This is a genomic window from Geodermatophilus nigrescens (assembly GCF_900129495.1).
Taxonomy (GTDB): domain Bacteria; phylum Actinomycetota; class Actinomycetes; order Mycobacteriales; family Geodermatophilaceae; genus Geodermatophilus; species Geodermatophilus nigrescens.
Genome location: NZ_FQVX01000001.1, coordinates 901,255 through 919,640, shown reverse-complemented (window position 1 = coordinate 919,640; position 18,386 = coordinate 901,255). Strand labels below are relative to the sequence as shown.

The window sequence follows — 18,386 nt, the reverse complement described above, 5'->3', positions numbered from 1 at the left end:
CCAGCCCGGTGTGATCCACACGATAGGGAGGACGGCGCTACCCGGCGACCTCGCCGTCCGACGGCGGCACGCGCATCGCCACGAGGAACCGCGACACCATGCAGTAGCCGCCGACCAGCACGGTCAGCTCCACGACCTGCCGGTCGTCGAGGTGCTCCCGCACCGCGGCGAACACCGCGTCGGGGACGTCGACGGCGCGGGCGGAGGCGTCGGTGAAGGCGAGGACGGCGGCCTGCGCGGGCGTCCACACCGGCCCGTCGGCGGGCTCGGCGGCGGGGTCGGCGGTGGGCTCGGCGGCGCGCAGCCGGCGCAGGTGACGGTCGGTCAACCCGGCGCGGCGGCCGATCGGCTCGTGGGCGGTCCACTCGAACTCCGCCCCGGTGAGCACGGCGACCCGCAGGACGACGAGCTCGCGCAGGTCGGCGGGCAGCGTGCTGCCGCCGCGCAGGGCGCCGAGCAGCGCGTTCCAGCCCTCGGCCACCGGCGGGCTGTGCAGCAGCAGCCGGTCCAGCACGGTGAGCGTGCCGCCGCGCCGCGCGCGCAGCAGGTCGCCGGTGGGCCCCTCGCCGGACGCCTCGGGCAGCCGGGCGGTCACCGGCCGGCGAAGACGCCGGCCGGGTAGGCGCCGTTGGTCACGAGCGTGCTCGACAGCGCCTTGCCCAGGGCGATCACGCGGGCGGTGCGCTCGGGGCCGAGGTGCGCCCAGGGCGCGGTGGACAGCGCGTCGGTCTCGGTCTCGAGGTCGGCGCGCAGCTGCAGGCCGGCGTCGGTGAGCCGGTCGCCGTCGAGCAGGCCGCGGCCGGCCAGCCGCGCGGCGGCGGCGTCCCACTCCTCGTCGCTCCAGCCGCGGGTGGCCTTGGCCGAGGAGGGCAGGAAGCCGCGGCCGGTGGCGGTGTGGCTGACCAGCGCCTCCAGGCCCGACAGCTCGTGGCGGACGAGGACGGCGACGTGCCCGTCGCCGCGCCACTCGCGCAGCAGCGAGGCGGCGTGCCAGAGCCGGCTCACCGGGTCGGCGGGCCACGCGAGGTCGGCGTGGCCGGCGTAGAGCGGGCGGCCCTCGGCGGTGAGCACGGTGCAGGCCTCGACGAGCAGGTCGCCCAGCTCGCCGACCTCGGGCGCGGCCGCGGCCTCCTCGCCGCCGAGCAGCCGGGTGAGCGAGGCGCGGGCGGCGGCGAACCGGGCGGCCACGACCTGCTCGGGGGTGGCCAGCGTCCACGCCCGCGGGACGTGCCGCGCGACGATCGCCGGGGAGAAGTTGGAGAAGGTCGCCGTCACCACGCCCGGGCCGACGGCGCCCATCGGCGCGGCGCGGCCCGCGAAGTAGACCATCCGCCCCGGCCGCAGCCCGGCCGCCGTCAGGTGCTGGTCGGTCTCCGGCACGAAGTACACGTGGTTGTGCAGGGGCTCGACGGCGCGGTACGCGCGGGCGACGAGGGCGGGGTCGAGGACGGGCTGATCGGCGCTGACCATGCCGGCGACCCTAGGCCGGGGCGGCCGGGCGGCGGAACAGCAGGTAGGCGCCGTCCTCCCCCGCGGGCAGGAAGCCGGCGGCCTCGTACAGCGCCCGAGCCGGGTTGTCGCGGTGCACGCCGAGGCGGACCTCCGCCAGCCCGGCCGCGCGCGCCTGCGCGGCGACCACCTCCAGCAGCCGGCGGCCGTGCCCGCGGCGGCGGTGCGGCGGGAGCACCTGCACGGTGACGACGAGCGCGGCGTCGCCGTCGGGCGTCCACATGACGAACCCGGCCGGCGCGCCGCCGTCCTCGAGCACCGTGGTGCGCGCCAGGTTCTCCCGCCACAGCGCCCGGTTGCGGTCGAGCGCCGCCGTCCAGCCGGCCTCCTGGTCGGGCTCGACGTCGCGGACGTAGGCCCGCTCGGCGTCCTCGACCAGCGGCAGGTCGTCCTCCCGCGCCGGGCGGGTCACCCCGCGGCCGGCGGGACGAGGTACGCCCAGGCGTGGTGGGTGCGGGCCACCCGGAAGCCGACCCGCTCGTAGAGGGCGAAGGCGCCGGTGGTGTTCTCGGTGTCGACGTCGAGGGCGGCCTGCGCGTACCCGGCCTCCTGCGCGGCGGCCAGCGCCGCGGCGATGGTGGCCGAGGCGACGCCGCGGCCGCGGGCGGGCGGCAGCACGCCGATCTGGCCGAAGTGGGCGGTGCGGATGCCGGTGGCGCGGGTGTCGGCCTCGTACTCGTAGGTGAGCACGTAGCCGGCGACGGCGCCGTCGGTGAGCGCGAGCACCGACAGGTCGGGCCGGAACGCCTGCCGGCCGGTGAACCAGTTGCGCCAGGCCTGCTCGTCGCGCTCGGTGGAGCCGTGGTGCTCGGTGAAGGAGGCGTTGTGCGCCCGGCGGACCTCGTCGTCGCGGTCCCAGGTGAAGGGCACGAGGTCCACGCCGGCGGGCGGGGCGACGGCGGGCAGCCCGGTGAGCGGGCGCTCCATCGAGGCGAACAGCCGCTCCACCTCGAAGCCGGCGCGCCGCAGCATCGACTCCAGCGACGTCATCGCCGGCCAGACGGAGGTGACCAGCCGGGCGGGGAGGCCGGGCGGGCCGAACTCGGCGTGCTGCTCGGCGCCGCGGCGCAGCTGCCAGGCCAGCAGCGCCCGGCCGACGCCACGGCCGCGGACGTGGGGGTGCACGCGGCCCTCGGTCCAGATGCGGAAGGCGTCGCGGCCGCCGCGCGGGGCGATCGACGTCGCCCAGGCCACCAGCCGGCCGTCGGCGTCGACGACCGCCCGGCCGTCGCGGGGCAGCTCGACCAGCTCGCGGTCCCACCACTCGGTCAGGTCGGCGGCGTCCTCGTGTTCGCCGGTGTCGTCGACGGCCTCGGCCGCCTCGAGCAGCTCGGCCGCGGCGGGGGCGTCGTCGAGGGTGAGCGGGCGGGCGGTGAGGCCCTCGGGCAGGCCGGTCACGTCGCCGGTCACGTCGGCGGGCAGCAGGTCGGACACGGTGCCCGAGGTTAGGCGGGGTCCTCCGGTCCCGGCGACGCATTTGCGACCCGGACGAACAGGCAGAACGGGTGCCCGGCCGGATCGGCGTAGACCCGCACGATCTCCTGCGGGTCGTCGTACCCGCCGATCCGCCGGGCGCCGGCCTCCTCGGCCAGCGCGCAGGCGGCCTCGAGGTCGTCGACCAGCAGGTCGAGGTGGGTCTGCATCTGCTGGGTGCCCGGCTCCGGCGGCCAGACCGGCGGCACGTGGTCGCGCTCGAGCTGGAAGGACAGGCCGGTGCCGCCGTCCTCGGGACGCAGCGTGGCCCAGTCGTCGGTGTCGTCGCGGACCGGCCAGCCGAGCAGCCGCTGGTAGAAGCGCGCCAGCCCGCGCGGGTCGGGGGTGCCCAGGACGGCGGCGGCGAGTCGGATCGTCACGGACTGCCGCTACCCCGCCGGCGGCGTGGTGAAGACGACCGCCCAGTGCCCGTCGACCACCCGCTCGAGGTCGGGCCGGCGCACCAGCCCGGCGGCCAGCGCGGTGCGCCGCGACCCGGTGTCGTCCACGGTGGTGAAGGCCAGCACCGGCACTCCGTCCCACGCCGACGTCCGCACGCCGGAGAAGCCGACGACCCTCCCCTCGTCCGTCTCGACGGCGGAGTAGCCGAACCCGTGCCGCTCCCAGTGGTCGAGCCACTCCCGCAGGCGGTCCCGGCTGGCCGCGGCGTCGGCGTCCGGGCCGGCCGGGTCGTGCCGGTCGGTCCGCGGGTCGCCGTGGACGGCCCACACCGCGGGGAGGTCGTCGGCCCCGGGACGGCGCAGCAGCAGCGGGCCGATCGCGGTGTCCACCCGCAGGTCGTCCTGCGCGGCGGGCATCAGGCCGGCAGCCCGAACAGGCGGGCGCCGTTGTCGTGCAGCACCGCGCGCAGCCAGTCGTCGCCGAGGCCGAGCCGGGCGAGCGCGGCGAGCTGGTGGGCGTAGGGGTACGGGATCGACGGGAAGTCGCTGCCCAGCAGCACCCTGTCCCGCAGCGCGCCCAGCCGCGGCCGCAGCGCGGGGTCGAACGGCATCAGCCGCTCGGTGAAGTCGGTGGCGAACATCGTGGTGTCCAGGTGCACCCGCTCGTACCGCTCGGCGAGGTCGAGGAACTCCCGGTACTCGGGCATGCCGAGGTGGGCGATCACCAGCTGCAGGCGCGGGTGCCGCTCGAGCAGCCCGGCCATGGGCGCCGGCCCGGTGTGCTCGCCGCGCAGCGGGCCGGAGCCGCAGTGGATGACCACCGGCGTCCCGGTCTCCTCCAGCCGCGCCCACACCGGGTCGAGCAGGGCGTCGCGCGGGTCGAACGAGCCCACCTGCACGTGCACCTTGAACACCCGGACGCCGGCGTCGAGCGCCTCGGCGACGTAGTGCGGCGCCTCCGGCTCGGGGAAGAACGTGGCCGAGCGCAGCACCTGCGGGTGCGTCGCGGCGAAGCCGGCCGACCAGTCGTTGAGCCAGGCCGCCATCCCCGCCTTGTGCGGGTACGGCAGCGTCGGGAAGGCCCGGACGCCGAGCCGCGCCAAGACGGCGAGCCGCTCGTCCTCGGGCAGCGGGTACGCCACCGGCCACTCGGCGCCGTAGTGCGTCCGCGCCGCCTCGAAGTACGCCCACACCTTCGCCTGCACGCGCGGCGGCAGGAAGTGCACGTGGACGTCGACCAGGCCGGGCAGGCCGAGCTCGCGCCAGAACCGCGGGACGTCGTCGTCGTCGACCGGCGGCGGGACGCTCATGCTCCGCTGCTCATCGCAGGGTGACGACGACCTTGCCGCGCACGTGCCCGCCGGCGACCAGGTCGTGGGCCTCGGCGGTGCGCTCCAGCGGGAAGGCCTTGGCGATCGCCACCCGCAGCTGGCCGGCGTCGGCCATCCGGCCGAGCTCCTCGAGGTCGTGCCGCTCGGGCCGGACGAACACATACCGCCCGCCCATCTCGTTGACCGCCGGGTCGACGACGCTCGCGACCCGGGCGACGTCGCGCACCTGCTGCGGCGCGTCGGCGAGCGCGTCGCCGCCGTTGAGGTCGAGGACGGCGTCGACCGGCTCCGACAGCTGCGCGCTGACCGGCCCGGCCGCGTAGTCGAGCACCTCGGCGACGCCGGCGTCGCGGAGGAAGCCGTGGTTGCGCGGGCTCGCGGTGCCGATGACGTGCGCGCCGAGCGCGACGGCGATCTGCACGGCGAAGAACCCGACGCCGCCGGCCGCGCGGTGCACCAGCACCCGGTCGCCCTCGCCGACGTCGAGCGCCTCGGTGAGCGCCTGGTAGGCGGTGAGCCCGGCCAGCGGCAGCGCCCCCGCCTCGGCGAACGACAGCGACTCCGGCTTGCGCGCGAGGCAGCGCTGCGGCGCCGGGACGAGCTCGGCCGCCGTCCCCCACTGGACGTCGTCGCGGCGCAGGTAGCCGAACACCTCGTCGCCGGGCGCGAGGTCGTGGATCGCCGGCCCGACCGCCTCGACCGTCCCGGCGAGGTCCCAGCCGGGCACGATCGGGAACCGGTGCGGGAAGAACCCGGACAGGTGCCCCTCGCGGATGCCGACGTCGACCGGGTTCACGCCCGCGGCGTGCGTGCGGACGAGCACCGTGTCCGGTCCGACGGGCGGCTCGGGGAGGTCGTCGCGCAGCTCCAAGACCTCGGAGCCCCCGAAGCGGTCGTACGCGATGCCCCTCAACGACGTCCCTTCACGTAGCGGCCGAAGGCCTTCTGGATCTCGCGGCGCGAGTCGCGCTCGGCGAGGTCGTGGCGCTTGTCGTAGGACTTCTTGCCCTTGGCCAGCGCGAGCGTGGCCTTGACCTTGCCGTCCTTGAAGTACAGGTCCAGCGGCACGAGCGTCAGGCCGCCCTCGCGGGTCTTGCCGATCAGCTTGTCGATCTCCTCGCGGTGCATGAGCACCTTGCGCTTGCGCCGCGGGGCGTGGTTGGTCCAGGTCCCCTGCGTGTACTCGGGGATGTGCACGTGCTGGAGCCACACCTCGCCGTCGTCGACGGTGGCGAAGCCGTCGACCAGCGACGCCCGGCCGGCGCGGAGGCTCTTCACCTCGGTGCCGGTGAGCACCAGGCCGACCTCGAAGGTGTCGAGGATCGAGTAGTCGTGCCGCGCCTTCTTGTTCTGGGCGATGAACTTGCGCCCCTGTTCCCGCGGCATGTCCCCAGGCTACTGCCGCACCCCGGCGGCCGTGATCTCCCGGCGGAGCTGGGCGACGGTGGGCGCCTGCACCGGCAGGAACGCCGCCTCGCGCACCCGGCGGGCGGTGTCGCTGCCGGCCCGGTAGCCCTCTCCCCCGGCCACCGAGCACTCCAGCCGCACCGCCTCGGCGGCCACGTCCATGGCGGCCAGCCGCAGCCGGGCGAGGTCGCCGGGCCCCAGTCCCACCCGGTCGCCGGCCAGGTCCTCGGTGCGGCGGGCGACGTCGTCGCGCTGGTCGGAGAGGTCCTGGGCGTCGCGCCGCAGGAGCGCGCCGGGCACCAGGTGGGTGTCGACGGCGGCGAGCGCGGCGTCGGCCAGGCCGAGGGCGAGCGCGGTCTGCATGAGCAGCATCGCCGGGCGGCAGGTGCCGAGGAACGCGGCCAGGTCGTCGCTCAGCACCCGGTCCGGCCCGACCGCGACGCCGTCGAGGTGCAGGCCGCCGGTGCCGGTGCCGTTGAGGCCGAGCAGGTCGTAGGGCCCCTCGGGCGTGACGCCGGGGTCGGTGCGGCGGAAGAGCACCACGAGCCGGCCCTCGTCGGACGTGCGCGCCGGGGCGACGACGACGGCGTCGTCGAAGAGGTTCGACGCCCACGCGACCGTGCCGGTGAGCCGCCAGCCGGCGCCGTCGCGGGTGGCGGTGACCGGGATCGTGCCGGTGCCGGCGAGGTCGGCGATCGCCGGCGCGAGCGCGGTCGCGCCGGTCACCTCGGCGGTGCGCAACGCCGCGGACAGGCCGTCGTCGGGCAGCCGGGCGGCGCGCAGGTACTCCACGACCATGCGCTGCGACCAGGCCGAGAAGGCGGTGGCGAGGCTGACCGCGGCCACCTCGCGCACCAGCCGCACGGCGGCCAGCAGCCCCGTCGTCGGGTCCTCGCCGTCGTCGCCGAAGGCGCCCACCGCGCCCAGCCTGTGCAGGGCGGCGCGGACGTCGGCCCGCCCGCTGTCGACGTCGCCTGCCGGGGCCACCTCGTCGGTCGTCATGCCCCGGTCCTACCCCTGCCTCCCGCGCCGCGCGCGCGGGAGGCCGACGATGTCAGAGCCGGACGTAGAGGCGCAGCGTCACGTAGGCGGCGATGCCGGCCAGGCCGACGCCGGCCGCGGCGATGATCGGGCTGATCGTGGCGATCGCGCCCCAGTCGACCGGCGGGATGATCCCGGCCTTGATCGGGCCGGCCAGCGTCTTGTCGACGAACAGCACCTTCGCCAGCACGAGGCCGCCGACGGCGAGCAGCGCACCGATCAGGCCGGCCAGCGCCGCCTCGAGGATGAACGGCAGCTGGGTGTACCAGCGCGAGGCGCCGACCAGCCGCATGATGTTCGTTTCATTGCGCCGGTTGAACGCCGCCAGCTGGATCGTGTTGGAGATCAACAGCAACGCCGCCAGCGCCTGCACCACCGCGACGGCGATGGTGGCGTTGCGGGCGCCGTTGAGCAGGCTGAACAGGCGGTCGAGGAAGTCGCCCTCGTCGCGCACCTGGTCGACGCCGTTCTGCCCGTTCGGGAACTCCGCGGCGATGACCTCGTAGCGCTCGGGGTTCACCAGCTCCACGCGGAAGCTCTCCGGCAGCGCGTCCGGCGGGGTGTTCTCGACCAGCTCGGGCTGCTGGGAGAACTGCTGCCGGAAGCGCTCGTAGGCCTCCTCCTTCGACTCGTAGAGGAAGGTGGCGACCTCCGGCGAGTCGGTCAGCTGGGTCTCGATCGCGGTCCGCTGCTCGTCGGTGACGTCGTCGGCCAGGAAGATGGAGACCTGCACCTTGTCGTAGTAGATCTCCTTCATGTCGGAGATCATCCCGGCGATGAGCAGGCCGGTGCCCATGAGACCGAGCGAGATGGCCGTGGTCAGGATCATCGCGACCGTCATGGTCAGGTTGCGACGCAGCCCGGTGGCCACCTCGGAGAGGACGAAGTTGACGCGCATGGGTTCCCTTGCGTGAGGTGCAGGTCGGGGGTCGGGACCGTCAGCGGCCGACGCCGTAGACGCCGCGCGACTGGTCTCGGGTGATCTGACCCCCGTTGAGCTCGATCACGCGACGGCGCATCGAGTCGACGATGTGGTAGTCGTGGGTGGCCATGATCACCGTGGTGCCGGTGCGGTTGATCCGCTCCAGCAGCAGCATGATCCCCTCGCTGGTCTCCGGGTCGAGGTTGCCGGTGGGCTCGTCGGCGAGCAGCACCAGCGGCCGGTTGACGAACGCGCGGGCGATCGCGACCCGCTGCTGCTCACCACCGGAGAGCTCGTGGGGCAGGCGGGAGGCCTTGCCGTCGAGGCCGACCATCTCCAGCACCTCGGGGACGACGCGCTTGATGGTGCGGTGCGGCTTGTTGATGACCTCGAGGGCGAACGCCACGTTCTCGGCCACCGTGCGGTTGCGCAGCAGGCGGAAGTCCTGGAAGACGCAGCCCATCGTGCGGCGCAGCTTCGGCACCTGCCACTTGCTCATGCCGTTGAGGGTCTTGCCGTTGACCGTCACCGTGCCGCGGGTCGGGTCGTCCTCCTTGAGCAGCAGCCGGAGGAAGGTCGACTTGCCGGAGCCCGAGGAGCCGATCAGGAAGACGAACTCGCCCTTGTCGATCTCCGTCGACACGTCATCGAGGGCCGGCCGAGCGCTGGCCGGGTAGAGCTTGGTGACGTGTTGCAATTCGATCACGAGGGGCCACGGTACCTGCCCGGGACCGCACCATGAGCGGTTCGCGGCGAGACGCACCGGGCGCGTTGCGCGAATCTGCTGCACTACCCCGGAGGTGCGCCCGCCGAACCCCCGCCGACTGTGACGGGGTCGACGGCGTCAGGACGCCGGGACGCTCTCCTGCTGGCGGCGCCAGCGGATGCCGGCCTCGATGAACGAGTCGATGTCGCCATCGAGGACCGCCGTCGTGTTGCCGGTCTCCTGCTCGGTCCGCAGGTCCTTGACCATCTGGTACGGGTGCAGCACGTAGGAGCGCATCTGGTTGCCCCAGCTGGAGCCCTCGCCCTTGAGGGCGTCCATCTCCGCGCGCTGCTCGGCCTGGCGGACCGCGAGCAGCCGCGCCTGCAGCACCCGCAGGGCGGCGGCGCGGTTCTGGATCTGGCTCTTCTCGTTCTGGCAGGACACCACGATGCCGGTCGGCAGGTGGGTGATGCGGACGGCGGAGTCGGTGGTGTTCACGCTCTGCCCGCCGGGGCCCGAGGACCGGAAGACGTCGATGCGGATCTCGTTCTCGGGGATGTCGACGTGGTCGGTCTGCTCGACGACCGGCAGCACCTCGACGCCGGCGAACGACGTCTGCCGGCGGCCCTGGTTGTCGAACGGCGAGATGCGCACCAGCCGGTGGGTGCCCTGCTCGACCGACAGCGTGCCGTAGGCGTAGGGCTGCTTGACGGCGAAGGTGGCCGACTTGATGCCGGCCTCCTCGGCGTAGGAGGTGTCGTAGACCTCGATCGGGTAGCGGTGGCGCTCGGCCCAGCGCAGGTACATCCGCATGAGCATCTCGGCGAAGTCGGCCGCGTCGACGCCGCCGGCCTCCGAGCGGATGGTCACCAGCGCCTCGCGGGAGTCGTACTCGCCGTTGAGCAGCGTGCGGACCTCGAGCTCGTCGATCTCGGTGCGCAGGGCGGCCAGCTCGCGCTCGGCCTCGGCGGCGGTGGCCTCGTCGGACTCCTCCTGCGCCATCTCGTGCAGCACGCCGACGTCGTCGAGCCGGCGGCGCAGCTCCTCGACGCGGCGCAGGTCGCCCTGCAGGTAGGACAGCTTCGAGGTCAGCGCCTGGGCGGCCTCGACGTCGTTCCACAGGTCCGGCGCGGCGGCCTGCTGCTCGAGCTCGGAGACCTCCCGGCGGAGCTTGTCGACGTCGAGGACGGACTCGATGCTGGAGAGGGTCGTGTCGAGTTCGTCGAGGACGACGGAGAAGTCTGCGGCCACGTCGATCCAGGGTAGTGCGCCGCGGGGTCAGCCGGTCGGTTCGCCCATCCAGCCGGGCACGGCGCCGGGCGGGCGCGGGTAGGCGCGCAGCTCCGCGGCGACCGCCCCGGGCGGCAGCGGCGGTCCGGGCGGGGCGGCCTCGGCGTTGAAGATCGGCACCAGCCGGCCGCTGGCCAGGTCGAGGACCATCTCGGTCTGCAGCCAGGTGCCGCGCTCCGGCGTCCACATGGCGCGCTTGAGCTCCTCGGCCGCGCGGCGCACGGCGGCGGGCACGGGCAGCTCCTCCCCCGTGCCCGGCTCGGCGGTGAGCTGGTCGCGGCGGACGTCGCCGACGACGACGGCGCGGTAGCGCAGCCGGGCGGCGCCGGCCGGCGCGGCGGCCCGGAGGGCGGCGCCGAGGTCGCGCAGGACGGCGGTCGAGTCGCGGGCGGGCGGCGTCACCCGGCCATCCTCACCCGGCCGTCCTCACCCGGCCGTCCTCACAGCGGCCGATCCGGGTGGCCGGGGCCGGCACCGGGTACCCCTCTCCCGTGAGCGAGCCGCGGCGGAAGCTGACCCGTGAGGACTACGAGCGGGGCCTGCCCGACCACCACGACCCGACGGCGGGGCTGCTCGGCGCGGCCCCGGCGCAGTCGGCCCTGACCCTGCGGCTGGTGCTGGCGGCGTTCGGCCTGGTCGTGTGCGTGGTGTTCGGGGTCCTGTGGCTGCGCACCGACCTGCCCGCGTGGCCGGCGGTGCTGCTGTTCGTCCTCGGCGCGGTGGCGCTGGTGGACCTGGTCGTCGTCGCCCGGCGGAAGCTGCGCGGCGAACCCGGCTGACCCGCCCGTCAGGGCTCGCGGGTCTCGGCCACCACCCAGCGCAGGTAGTCCTCGTTGCCGCCGGACACCGGCAGCGCGAGGACGCACGGGACGTCGTAGGGGTGCAGCTCCGCGGTGCGCGCGACCAGCTCGGGGACGAGGGCCGCGCGGGTGTGCAGCGCGACGCGCGCCTCCGGCTCGTCGTGCACCGCGCCCTCCCAGCGGTAGACCGAGCGGATCGCGGCGAACTGGTGGCCGCAGGCGGCCAGCCGCTCCTCGACCACGGTGCGCGTGTAACCGGCCAGCCAGCCGGCGTCCGGCCCGGTGACCACCACCTCGACGACGTCCACCCGCCCATCCTGGGTGCGTGCCACGGGCCGCGCCGGGTAGGGGCCGCCCATGAGCGACGACCTGACGATCGAGATCGACAGCGAGACCTACGTGGTCCGGCAGGGCGGCGAGGGGCTGCAGATCGGCCGCCGCAACGGCGACGACGTGGCCTGGCTCGACGACGTCGACCCCGCGCTGCTGCCCGAGGACGCCCGCGCCGCGCTGGCCGAGGGGGACACCGGCAACGAGGCGCTGCGCACCGCGATCGGCGGGATCGTGCAGGCCGAGGTCGAGCGCGGCGGCTGACCCGCGCCGAGGACGGCCGCCGCAGCGGCAGCGGCGGCCGTCCCCCTCCTCAGCGGTACACGTAGGGAGCCAGCGCCGGCTCCTCCGGGACGTCGGGCGCGTTGCCGTCCGAGTCCGTGGCGTAGGCGAGGAACCCGGCGTAGGTGGGCCCGAAGGTGAGCGGGTCGACGCCGGGCTGGAACGGCTGCAGGCAGGTGCCGAGCGGGATGCGCGAGCGCACCGCGGGCCCGTCGTGGGTGAGCGCGTCGAGGGCGATCGCGTAGCCGACCGGGTCGTGGCTGCCGATGGCGAAGTGGTCGGCCGCGTTGGCCGGGCAGACCTCCTGCGTGGCGATGTTGCTGATCGCGCCCTCTCCGGTGCGCAGCGCGGAGCTCGCGATGCCCGGGGTGTTGGGGACGACGACCTCGTCGAGCGCCGTGTAGGCCACCGTGTAGTCGACGCCGGCGAAGGTCTCCGCGCCGCTGTTGAGCGCGGCGAGGAACGCCGAGCCCGCGGCCTGCTGGTGGAAGGCCGGGTTGCAGTCGCCGCAGGTCACCTCCGACAGCGCGGTGCCGTGGTTGGACGGCGAGAGGCCGACGAGGTCGTCGACGAGCGCGCGGGTGTCGGGCCAGAACCGCAGCGCCCAGCGCGGCACCATCCCGCCCTGGCTCCAGCCGACGACGTCGACGTCGCGGCGTGACTGCTGCGCCATCGTGCGGATCGCGTGCACGACGTGCTCGCCGGCCACCTGGATGTCGCCGGTGGCGTCGAAGGGCAGCGTCACGGTGCACCACCGCAGGCCGCGCTGGTCGAAGGCGCGGGCGTAGTTCCAGTCGAAGCCCACGTGCGGGTCCATCGTGGTGCCGGGCACCAGCAGGACCGGGTCCTGCGCGACGCCGCGCAGCGGGCCGTTGCAGTCGAGGCTCGCGTCGAGGGCGTCGCGCGGCACCGACAGCCGCGGCCCGGGCCGGTCGAGCGGCGCGAACGCGCCGGTGTCGGCGGTCGCGGGCGCCGGGGCGGCGCCGGCGGTGCCGCTCCCGAGCAGGACGGCGGCGGTGGCGCCGGTGAGGGCCGCGGTCACGGCGGCCAGCAGTCGGGACCTCGTCATCGCGGGTCGCGTCTCCTCGCGGTCGGGCGCCCGCGTCGTCGCGGGCGCTCGTGCAACACAACGACCGAGTGTGCCTGGGGATGTGCTCCGCGCCACCCGGGCTAGGTTCGCCGGCGTGACCGCCCCGGTGGAGGACGCGACCCTGCGCGGCGAGGACTGGTGGGGCGAGGACCTCTCCGGCCGGTCGTTCGTGCGCTGCACGCTGCTGAACGTCGACCTGTCGGAGACGACGTCGGTGGGCGCCACGTTCGAGGACTGCGCGTTCACCGACTGCCGGCTGTCGGCCGGGCGGCACGAGGCCTCGGCGTTCCGCGGCTGCCGGTTCACCGCGTGCTCGTTCACCACCGCCGAGTTCACCGACTGCGCGGTGCTCGGCAGCGTCTTCTCGTCCTGCTCGCTGCGCCCGCTGCGGGTGAGCGGCGGCGACTGGTCGTTCGTGTCGCTGGTCGACGCCGACCTGCGGGGCACTCAGTTCGCGGGCGTGCGGCTGCGCGAGGCCGACCTCCGTGGCGCCGACCTCAACGGCGCCGCGGTGACGGACTGCGACCTGTCGGCCGCCGCCCTCGACGGCAGCCGCTGGTCGGGTGCCGACCTGCGCGGCAGCGACCTGGCTGCCTTCGACCCGCGGGAGGTGCCCCTCGACGGCGCCCGGATCCGCGCCGAGCAGGCGGTGGTGCTGGCGCAGGCGCTCGGCCTGACGATCGGCTGAGCGCCTGCGCCGCGCCCGCTAGGGCAGCTCGACGTACTCAGCCAGGAACGCCCGGGCGGAGGCCGTGTCGAGGCGGTAGGTGCGGTCGGTGGCCCGGCACATCGCGTCACCGGTGACGGTCAGGCTGACCAGCAGGTGACTGGTCACGCCGCCGAGGAAGTGCGGGCCGCCGGAGTCGCCGTAGCAGGTGCCGCCGTCGCCGGTGGAGGGTTGCATCGACAGGGTGAACCAGGTCTTCTGCAGCGACAGCCCCGTCTGCAGGGCGAAGCGGCGGATGCCCTCGGGGTCGAGCAGCCCGTGCGGGCCACCGGTCTTGTCCTCCCGGACGGCGCCGTAGCCGACCGCGGTGAAGGTCTGGCTGCGGAGGGCCCGCTGACCGAGCTCGTCGAGCAGCCCGGCCTCGGGCAGCTGCGCCGGGGTGATCCCGGCCGGGGCGGACGCCAGCAGCACGACGGCGATGTCGTGGGCGTCGGCACCGCCGCCGGGTGCGCCGAACTCCGGGTGGCTGTGCGCCGTGCCGGCGATCGCGCCGGTGGCGTCAGGCGTGTCCTCGTCGTAGTCGGAGGCGAAGGTGACCCAGATCGGTGCACCCCCGGCCTCGGCCTCGACCGTGCAGTGGGCGGCGGTGAGGAAGACCGTCGGCGCGATCAGGGTGCCGGAACAGATGGCCTCCGGGCCGGGACTGCCCGGGTCGACGTCGACGAGCAGCGCGCCGACCTCGGGATGCCGGTGGCCGTCGGGCTGGCCGAAGGTGATCGCGCCCGCCGGGCTCGCCGTCGCCGTGACGACGGCCGCGGCCAGCGCGGTGGTCAGGAACAGTCGCCGGTGCCTCATGGGGTCCCCCGCTCTCTCGATGGTGGAGCGGAACGGTAGGAACCCGCCGGCCCTCCGGCCAGGGACCTCCGACCCTCGCCGGCGGACGTGCGCGGAGGCCTCCCCTGACCATCCGCGCGCCGCTAGCGTGCCGCGCGCTCCCGTCCCGGATGGAGGACCCGTGACCCGACCGACGGTCGCCTCGCGCCTGCGCGGGCGCGCCGCCCTCGACCCCCGCGACCGCGCCGACGCCAAGCGGGGCGGACCCGACGCCGACCTCACCACCTTCGCGCACGCCCGCGGGCTCGAGCCGCTGGGCAGCCTCAACCCGAGCGGGTACGCCGCGGCGCTGCCGATGGAGCCGGAGCTGCAGTCGAACGTGCTGCGCGGGACGGTCGGCGGCCGCGACGTCGTCCTCTGGCACTGGCGCTTCCCGTGGCCGCTGGACGGCGACGGCCCGGTGGGCCCCTGGACGTTCTACGGCGTGGTGTCGAGGTACCGGTCGAGCGTCTCCTCCTGGTTCACCGGGGACGACGAGGAGCAGTACGTCGGCGTGCCGTGCACCGGCGTGGCCACGCTGACACCGGAGGCCGGACTGCTGCCGGCGTTCACCGTGCGCTGCGGCGCGGGCACCCGGACGGCGTCGCGGCGGGCGGTGCCGCTGGGCTCGACCGGCGCGGTGCTCGACGCGGAGCGGCCGCTGCCGGACGGCGTCGTCGACGCGCTGGCCCGCGGCCCGCTCGCCGCGGTGGTGCGCGCCGGCGCGCGCAACGCCTTCTTCGAGGTGGCGTACCGCTTCGGCACCGTGGTGCTGCGGCGCAACGGCTACGTCACCGGCGAGCACGACCTCGACGGGCTGCTGCGGATGGCCGTCGACGCCGGCGACGCCCTGGCCGCCGCCTGCCGCCCGCTGGCCCGGCCGCAGCCGGCCGAGCAGCCGCTGCCGCCTCCCGGCGCACAACCCCTGCCGCCCGAGCTCGTGCCTCCGGCGGCCCAGGCCGGCGCCCTCGCCGCGCTCGCCGCGCACTTCCGGCTGACGCCGGAGGACCCGCGCGCCTACACCGCCGCCTTCCCGGCCAACCCGGTGCCGGGCACCGCGTTCGCCGTCCTGCGCGGCGCGCTGCCCGGCCTGCCGCCCACCACCCGGCTGGCGCTGCACACCGAGGCGCCGGTGCCGCGGCTCAACACCGGCCGGACGGCGCTGGTGCTCCCCGCCGGCGGCGCCGCGCCGACCCCGCCCGGCGGCGTCCGGCTCGACGTGCCGGGCGCCCGGCTGCGGCTGGCGGTGCACGGCGGACTGTGGACCTGCTCGGTCCTGCGCTGGCGACCGCTGGACCTCGGCGACGTCGACCTGCTGCTCGCCTGCGGCGCCGAGCAGGCCCGCGCGACCGGCGCGCTGCCCGCCTGACCAGGGACCTCCGACCCTCCGGGAGCACCCGCGGCCGCCCTAGCGTGGCGGCACAGGCGCACCCCCGGGAGTCGTCATGACCGCACCCGTCGACCATCCGCCCACCGAGCAGCCGGCCGAGCAGGCTCCGCCGCCCAGCCCTGCGGAAAAGCCCGGCATCGAGGACCGCAGCTGGCTGCTGTTCGCCGCCGTCGTCCTCTTCATCGCGCTCGCCTTCATCGGCATGGTCGTGCTGACCGCCCTCGGCGGCGGCACCACCTACGTGCGCTGAGCCGCCTCCGGCGAGCCGGGTCCCGACGGCACCCACGGGCCGCCGGGCGGCCCTACCCTGCCGCGCGTGAGCGACCGCACCCCGCCCGGCGACCCCTCCGGCCGGCCGCTGCCGCCGCGTCTCGACCCGCGCGCGGGCCGGTCCGCCCGGCACGCGGCGCCGGCCTCCCCGGCGCAGCCGCGGGCCCGCTCGCACCGCGGGGTCGTCGTCGCCCGGGTGGTGGCCGCGCTGCTGTCGGGAGTGCTGCTCGCCGGCAGCGGGTGGGGCTGGTACCTCGGCCAGGTGGCCGAGGCCGGGGTCAACCGCACCGACGCCATCCCCGACGACGGCAACGCCGACTCCGGGGACGCGCCGGAGGCGATGAACCTGCTGCTGGTGGGCAACGACAGCCGCGCGGACCTCACGCCCGAGCAGCTCGCCGAGCTCAGCGCCGGCGTGGACTCCGGCGTCAACACCGACACGATGATCCTGGTGCACCTGCCGGCCGACGGGTCGAGCGCGTCGTTCGTCTCCTTCCCCCGCGACTCCTACGTCGAGATCCCCGGCTACGGCATGGACAAGCTCAACGCGGCCTACGCCTACGGGTACTCGGGGGTCGACGAGTCGGCACCGCTGACCGAGCGGCAGGCCGGCGGCGCGCAGCTGCTCATCCAGACGATCAACGAGCTCAGCGGCCTGCGCATCGACCACTACGCCGAGGTGGACCTGCTCGGCTTCTTCGAGCTGACCAGCGTGATCGGCGGCGTCGAGGTGAACCTCTGCTACGCCGTCGACGACTCGCAGTACTCCGGCGCGGTGTTCCCGGCCGGCGAGCAGACGATCTCCGGCGTCGACGCGCTGCGGTTCGTCCGGCAGCGGCACGGGGTGCGGCCGGACGGCACCGACGCGCTCCCCCGCGGCGACCTCGACCGGATCGTGCGCCAGCAGGTGTTCCTCAGCGGGGTGCTGCGCAAGCTCCTGTCGCAGGACGTGCTGCTCGACCTCGGCACGCAGCGCCGGCTGGTGCAGGCGGCGTCGGAGTCGCTGACCGTCGACCAGGACCTCGACCTGCTCGACCTCGCCGCGCAGATGCAGGGGGTGACGGCGGGCAGCATCGACTTCCAGACCGTGCCGATCGAGAACCCGGACGCCCGGGACGAGAACGGCAGCTCGATCGTGGAGCTCGCCGACGACGCGACGCTGCGCGCGTTCTTCGCGAACCTGTCAGCCGAGCCGGAGGCGCCCGCGTCCGACGCCCCGGCGCCGGACCCGGTGGACCCGTCGGAGGTGCTGGTGGCGGTCTACAACGGCTCGGGCATCGGCGGGGTGGCCGCGTCGGCCACCGCGGCGCTCGAGGCGGCCGGCTTCCCCGTCGTCTCCACCGGCAACGCCGACTCCAGCGACTACGACCGCACGGTGATCCGGCACGCCGCCGGCGACGAGGCGCTCGCCGCCACCCTCGCCGCGCAGGTGCCGGGGGCGGTGACGGAGGTGGCCGACGACGCGACCGCGGGCACCGTGCAGCTCATCCTGGGCGCGGACTTCACCGCGATCGGGCAGCCCACGGAGCCGACGACGCCCGCGCCCGCGGAGGACGCCGACCCCGCCCGCACCGCCGACGACACGAGCTGCATCAACTGACCGCGGTCAGTCGAGCTGCCAGCCGACGAGGGCCTCGGCGAAGGGCGTGAAGAACCAGGCCGCCGCGGCCAGGCACCCCAGGACGACGACGGCGTGGGCACCTGCGACGGTCCACGCCCGGCGCGTACTCGCCCACACCGACGCGAAGCCCGAGGCGAAGGCCACGCACAGGAGCGTGGCCGGCGCGAACGCCATCGACAGGACCCCGAACAGGTGCAGCCAGCCGCCGACGTACGGGACCGTGGCCGGCCACAGGTCCTTGGGGTCGTGGTACCCGATGGCGACGTCGGCCAGGGGGAACCGGTGGAGGCCGTTGACGAAGTAGGGCAGCACGACGAGTACCGCGTAGACGACCACCCCGGCCAGGGCGACGACGCCCAGCCACACCGCTCCTCGCACCGTGGTCACGGCTCAGCCTCCCGTTCCGGACCGGCTCCCGGCAATGGCGAGCGGTGCCCGGCCTCACGGCCGGGACACCGCCGTGCTGGGCACTACGCGGTGAGGATCGCGCACGCCTCCGCCAGGTCGTCGGGCCGCAGGGCGCCGGGGACGTGCACCCATTCGCCCGTGGTCAGGTTGATCTTGAAGACGCCGTTGAAGTCGAACGGCACCTGACCGATGACCGACAGGATCAGGTCACCGTCGGACGTCCGCCGCTCCAGGTCCGCACCGACGTTGCGGAAGCGGATGGTGTTGTCCCCGGCCGTGGCGGTGATGCTCAGGTTGACCGTCGTCAGGACCGTCGGGCCGGTGCCGTCCCTGCCGAAGGTCCGGAAGGTGACGTGACCGACGACGGTGGTCGTGACGTCGACGCCGCACTCCTCGCTCAGGAACTCGTCGGCGAAGGTCTCGTCGACCTGGACCCGCTCGATCGTGGGGGGCGCCGCCAGGGCCGGCGCCGCGAGACCGAGCAGGACAGCACTGGCGCCGACGGTGACGGCGGCCAGGCGTGCGGCGGAGTGGGACATGACGACCTCCCGTGACCCCGGGGCCGGCGGGTCCGG

25 protein-coding genes are annotated in these 18,386 nt (G+C 75.2%); 6 read left to right on the top strand and 19 right to left on the bottom strand.

Annotated features, from left to right (window positions below):
• Positions 1–37: 37 nt before the first annotated feature.
• The 14 genes from BUE37_RS04570 to BUE37_RS04505 form a co-directional block, all read right to left on the bottom strand.
• A complete protein-coding gene (locus tag BUE37_RS04570) occupies positions 38–595 on the bottom strand; it encodes a carboxymuconolactone decarboxylase family protein (protein WP_217651119.1) in 558 nt (185 codons plus the stop codon).
• Positions 592–1,470, bottom strand: coding sequence for an SCO6745 family protein (locus tag BUE37_RS04565; RefSeq protein ID WP_073418875.1), 879 nt, complete (start codon positions 1,468–1,470; stop codon positions 592–594). The genes BUE37_RS04570 and BUE37_RS04565 overlap by 4 nt, the downstream gene beginning before the upstream one ends.
• 10 nt (positions 1,471–1,480) lie before the next feature.
• Positions 1,481–1,921 (bottom strand): GNAT family N-acetyltransferase, encoded by a 441-nt coding sequence (locus BUE37_RS04560; RefSeq protein ID WP_175562785.1) that lies wholly within the window; start codon positions 1,919–1,921, stop codon positions 1,481–1,483.
• Positions 1,918–2,943, bottom strand: coding sequence for a GNAT family N-acetyltransferase (locus BUE37_RS04555; RefSeq protein WP_083628278.1), 1,026 nt, complete (start codon positions 2,941–2,943; stop codon positions 1,918–1,920). The genes BUE37_RS04560 and BUE37_RS04555 overlap by 4 nt, the downstream gene beginning before the upstream one ends.
• Positions 2,944–2,954: 11 nt before the next feature.
• Positions 2,955–3,362 (bottom strand): VOC family protein, encoded by a 408-nt coding sequence (locus tag BUE37_RS04550; RefSeq protein WP_217651118.1) that lies wholly within the window; start codon positions 3,360–3,362, stop codon positions 2,955–2,957.
• Positions 3,363–3,371: 9 nt separating this feature from the next.
• A complete protein-coding gene (locus BUE37_RS04545; RefSeq protein ID WP_073418873.1) occupies positions 3,372–3,800 on the bottom strand; it encodes a GNAT family N-acetyltransferase in 429 nt (142 codons plus the stop codon).
• Positions 3,800–4,693 (bottom strand): amidohydrolase family protein, encoded by an 894-nt coding sequence (locus BUE37_RS04540; protein WP_073418872.1) that lies wholly within the window; start codon positions 4,691–4,693, stop codon positions 3,800–3,802. Before BUE37_RS04540 ends, BUE37_RS04545 begins: the two co-directional genes overlap by 1 nt.
• 10 nt (positions 4,694–4,703) lie before the next feature.
• A complete protein-coding gene (locus BUE37_RS04535; protein ID WP_073418871.1) occupies positions 4,704–5,627 on the bottom strand; it encodes an NADP-dependent oxidoreductase in 924 nt (307 codons plus the stop codon).
• On the bottom strand, positions 5,624–6,100 hold the full coding sequence (smpB, locus tag BUE37_RS04530; RefSeq protein WP_073418869.1) for an SsrA-binding protein SmpB: 477 nt from the start codon (positions 6,098–6,100) through the stop codon (positions 5,624–5,626). Before smpB ends, BUE37_RS04535 begins: the two co-directional genes overlap by 4 nt.
• A gap of 9 nt (positions 6,101–6,109) precedes the next feature.
• Positions 6,110–7,123 (bottom strand): acyl-CoA dehydrogenase, encoded by a 1,014-nt coding sequence (locus BUE37_RS04525; RefSeq protein ID WP_073418867.1) that lies wholly within the window; start codon positions 7,121–7,123, stop codon positions 6,110–6,112.
• A gap of 52 nt (positions 7,124–7,175) precedes the next feature.
• Entirely contained in the window at positions 7,176–8,060 is an 885-nt protein-coding gene (gene ftsX / locus BUE37_RS04520) for a permease-like cell division protein FtsX (RefSeq protein WP_073418865.1), read from the bottom strand.
• A gap of 40 nt (positions 8,061–8,100) precedes the next feature.
• On the bottom strand, positions 8,101–8,790 hold the full coding sequence (ftsE, locus tag BUE37_RS04515) for a cell division ATP-binding protein FtsE (protein ID WP_073418863.1): 690 nt from the start codon (positions 8,788–8,790) through the stop codon (positions 8,101–8,103).
• A 138-nt stretch (positions 8,791–8,928) separates the two neighbouring features.
• Positions 8,929–10,041: a peptide chain release factor 2 gene (gene prfB, locus BUE37_RS04510; RefSeq protein WP_073418861.1), complete on the bottom strand. Its 1,113-nt coding sequence runs from the start codon at positions 10,039–10,041 to the stop codon at positions 8,929–8,931.
• A gap of 27 nt (positions 10,042–10,068) precedes the next feature.
• Positions 10,069–10,482 carry a hypothetical protein gene (locus BUE37_RS04505; RefSeq protein WP_073418859.1) on the bottom strand — a complete coding sequence of 138 codons (414 nt, stop codon included), beginning with the start codon at positions 10,480–10,482 and terminating at the stop codon, positions 10,069–10,071.
• Positions 10,483–10,571: 89 nt separating this feature from the next.
• On the opposite strand from BUE37_RS04505, the gene BUE37_RS04500 reads away from it, so the two are divergent.
• A complete protein-coding gene (locus tag BUE37_RS04500; RefSeq protein ID WP_073418857.1) occupies positions 10,572–10,859 on the top strand; it encodes a DUF6343 family protein in 288 nt (95 codons plus the stop codon).
• Between the two features lie 8 nt (positions 10,860–10,867).
• On the opposite strand, the gene cutA is transcribed toward BUE37_RS04500, so the two are convergent.
• Positions 10,868–11,188, bottom strand: a complete 321-nt coding sequence (cutA, locus tag BUE37_RS04495; RefSeq protein WP_073418855.1) for a divalent-cation tolerance protein CutA — start codon at positions 11,186–11,188, stop codon at positions 10,868–10,870.
• 49 nt (positions 11,189–11,237) lie between these two features.
• Between cutA and BUE37_RS04490 the strand changes: the two genes are divergently transcribed.
• Positions 11,238–11,474 carry a hypothetical protein gene (locus BUE37_RS04490; RefSeq protein ID WP_073418853.1) on the top strand — a complete coding sequence of 79 codons (237 nt, stop codon included), beginning with the start codon at positions 11,238–11,240 and terminating at the stop codon, positions 11,472–11,474.
• A gap of 49 nt (positions 11,475–11,523) precedes the next feature.
• On the opposite strand, the gene BUE37_RS04485 is transcribed toward BUE37_RS04490, so the two are convergent.
• Positions 11,524–12,561, bottom strand: a complete 1,038-nt coding sequence (locus BUE37_RS04485) for an esterase/lipase family protein (protein WP_073418835.1) — start codon at positions 12,559–12,561, stop codon at positions 11,524–11,526.
• Positions 12,562–12,676: 115 nt separating this feature from the next.
• Between BUE37_RS04485 and BUE37_RS04480 the strand changes: the two genes are divergently transcribed.
• A complete protein-coding gene (locus tag BUE37_RS04480; protein ID WP_073418833.1) occupies positions 12,677–13,270 on the top strand; it encodes a pentapeptide repeat-containing protein in 594 nt (197 codons plus the stop codon).
• A gap of 18 nt (positions 13,271–13,288) precedes the next feature.
• Here the strand turns inward: BUE37_RS04480 and BUE37_RS04475 are convergent, their stop codons facing one another.
• Positions 13,289–14,104, bottom strand: coding sequence for a trypsin-like serine protease (locus tag BUE37_RS04475; RefSeq protein WP_073418831.1), 816 nt, complete (start codon positions 14,102–14,104; stop codon positions 13,289–13,291).
• A gap of 160 nt (positions 14,105–14,264) precedes the next feature.
• Between BUE37_RS04475 and BUE37_RS04470 the strand changes: the two genes are divergently transcribed.
• The 3 genes from BUE37_RS04470 (at position 14,265) to BUE37_RS04460 (ending at position 17,382) form a co-directional block, all read left to right on the top strand.
• The gene (locus tag BUE37_RS04470) at positions 14,265–15,491 is read left to right on the top strand and encodes a hypothetical protein (RefSeq protein ID WP_073418829.1); all 1,227 of its coding nucleotides are present in this window, start codon (positions 14,265–14,267) and stop codon (positions 15,489–15,491) included.
• 76 nt (positions 15,492–15,567) lie between these two features.
• On the top strand, positions 15,568–15,762 hold the full coding sequence (locus BUE37_RS04465) for a hypothetical protein (protein ID WP_073418828.1): 195 nt from the start codon (positions 15,568–15,570) through the stop codon (positions 15,760–15,762).
• 66 nt (positions 15,763–15,828) lie between these two features.
• Complete coding sequence (locus tag BUE37_RS04460) at positions 15,829–17,382, top strand: LCP family protein (RefSeq protein WP_083628274.1); 1,554 nt, start codon at positions 15,829–15,831, stop codon at positions 17,380–17,382.
• 6 nt (positions 17,383–17,388) lie between these two features.
• On the opposite strand, the gene BUE37_RS04455 is transcribed toward BUE37_RS04460, so the two are convergent.
• Together BUE37_RS04455 and BUE37_RS04450 are read right to left on the bottom strand one after the other, a co-directional pair.
• Positions 17,389–17,790, bottom strand: coding sequence for a hypothetical protein (locus BUE37_RS04455; protein ID WP_139252815.1), 402 nt, complete (start codon positions 17,788–17,790; stop codon positions 17,389–17,391).
• Between the two features lie 83 nt (positions 17,791–17,873).
• Positions 17,874–18,350, bottom strand: coding sequence for a hypothetical protein (locus tag BUE37_RS04450; protein WP_073418825.1), 477 nt, complete (start codon positions 18,348–18,350; stop codon positions 17,874–17,876).
• Positions 18,351–18,386: the final 36 nt, after the last annotated feature.

Coding starts and splice junctions, on each gene's coding strand:
- BUE37_RS04565 (WP_073418875.1), bottom strand. CDS start 1,470: ATGGTCAGCGCCGATCAGCCCGTCCTCGACCCCGCCCTCGTCGCCCGC.
- BUE37_RS04545 (WP_073418873.1), bottom strand. CDS start 3,800: ATGCCCGCCGCGCAGGACGACCTGCGGGTGGACACCGCGATCGGCCCG.
- BUE37_RS04540 (WP_073418872.1), bottom strand. CDS start 4,693: ATGAGCGTCCCGCCGCCGGTCGACGACGACGACGTCCCGCGGTTCTGG.
- smpB (WP_073418869.1), bottom strand. CDS start 6,100: ATGCCGCGGGAACAGGGGCGCAAGTTCATCGCCCAGAACAAGAAGGCG.
- BUE37_RS04525 (WP_073418867.1), bottom strand. CDS start 7,123: ATGACGACCGACGAGGTGGCCCCGGCAGGCGACGTCGACAGCGGGCGG.
- ftsX (WP_073418865.1), bottom strand. CDS start 8,060: ATGCGCGTCAACTTCGTCCTCTCCGAGGTGGCCACCGGGCTGCGTCGC.
- BUE37_RS04490 (WP_073418853.1), top strand. CDS start 11,238: ATGAGCGACGACCTGACGATCGAGATCGACAGCGAGACCTACGTGGTC.
- BUE37_RS04485 (WP_073418835.1), bottom strand. CDS start 12,561: ATGACGAGGTCCCGACTGCTGGCCGCCGTGACCGCGGCCCTCACCGGC.
- BUE37_RS04475 (WP_073418831.1), bottom strand. CDS start 14,104: ATGAGGCACCGGCGACTGTTCCTGACCACCGCGCTGGCCGCGGCCGTC.
- BUE37_RS04465 (WP_073418828.1), top strand. CDS start 15,568: ATGACCGCACCCGTCGACCATCCGCCCACCGAGCAGCCGGCCGAGCAG.
- BUE37_RS04450 (WP_073418825.1), bottom strand. CDS start 18,350: ATGTCCCACTCCGCCGCACGCCTGGCCGCCGTCACCGTCGGCGCCAGT.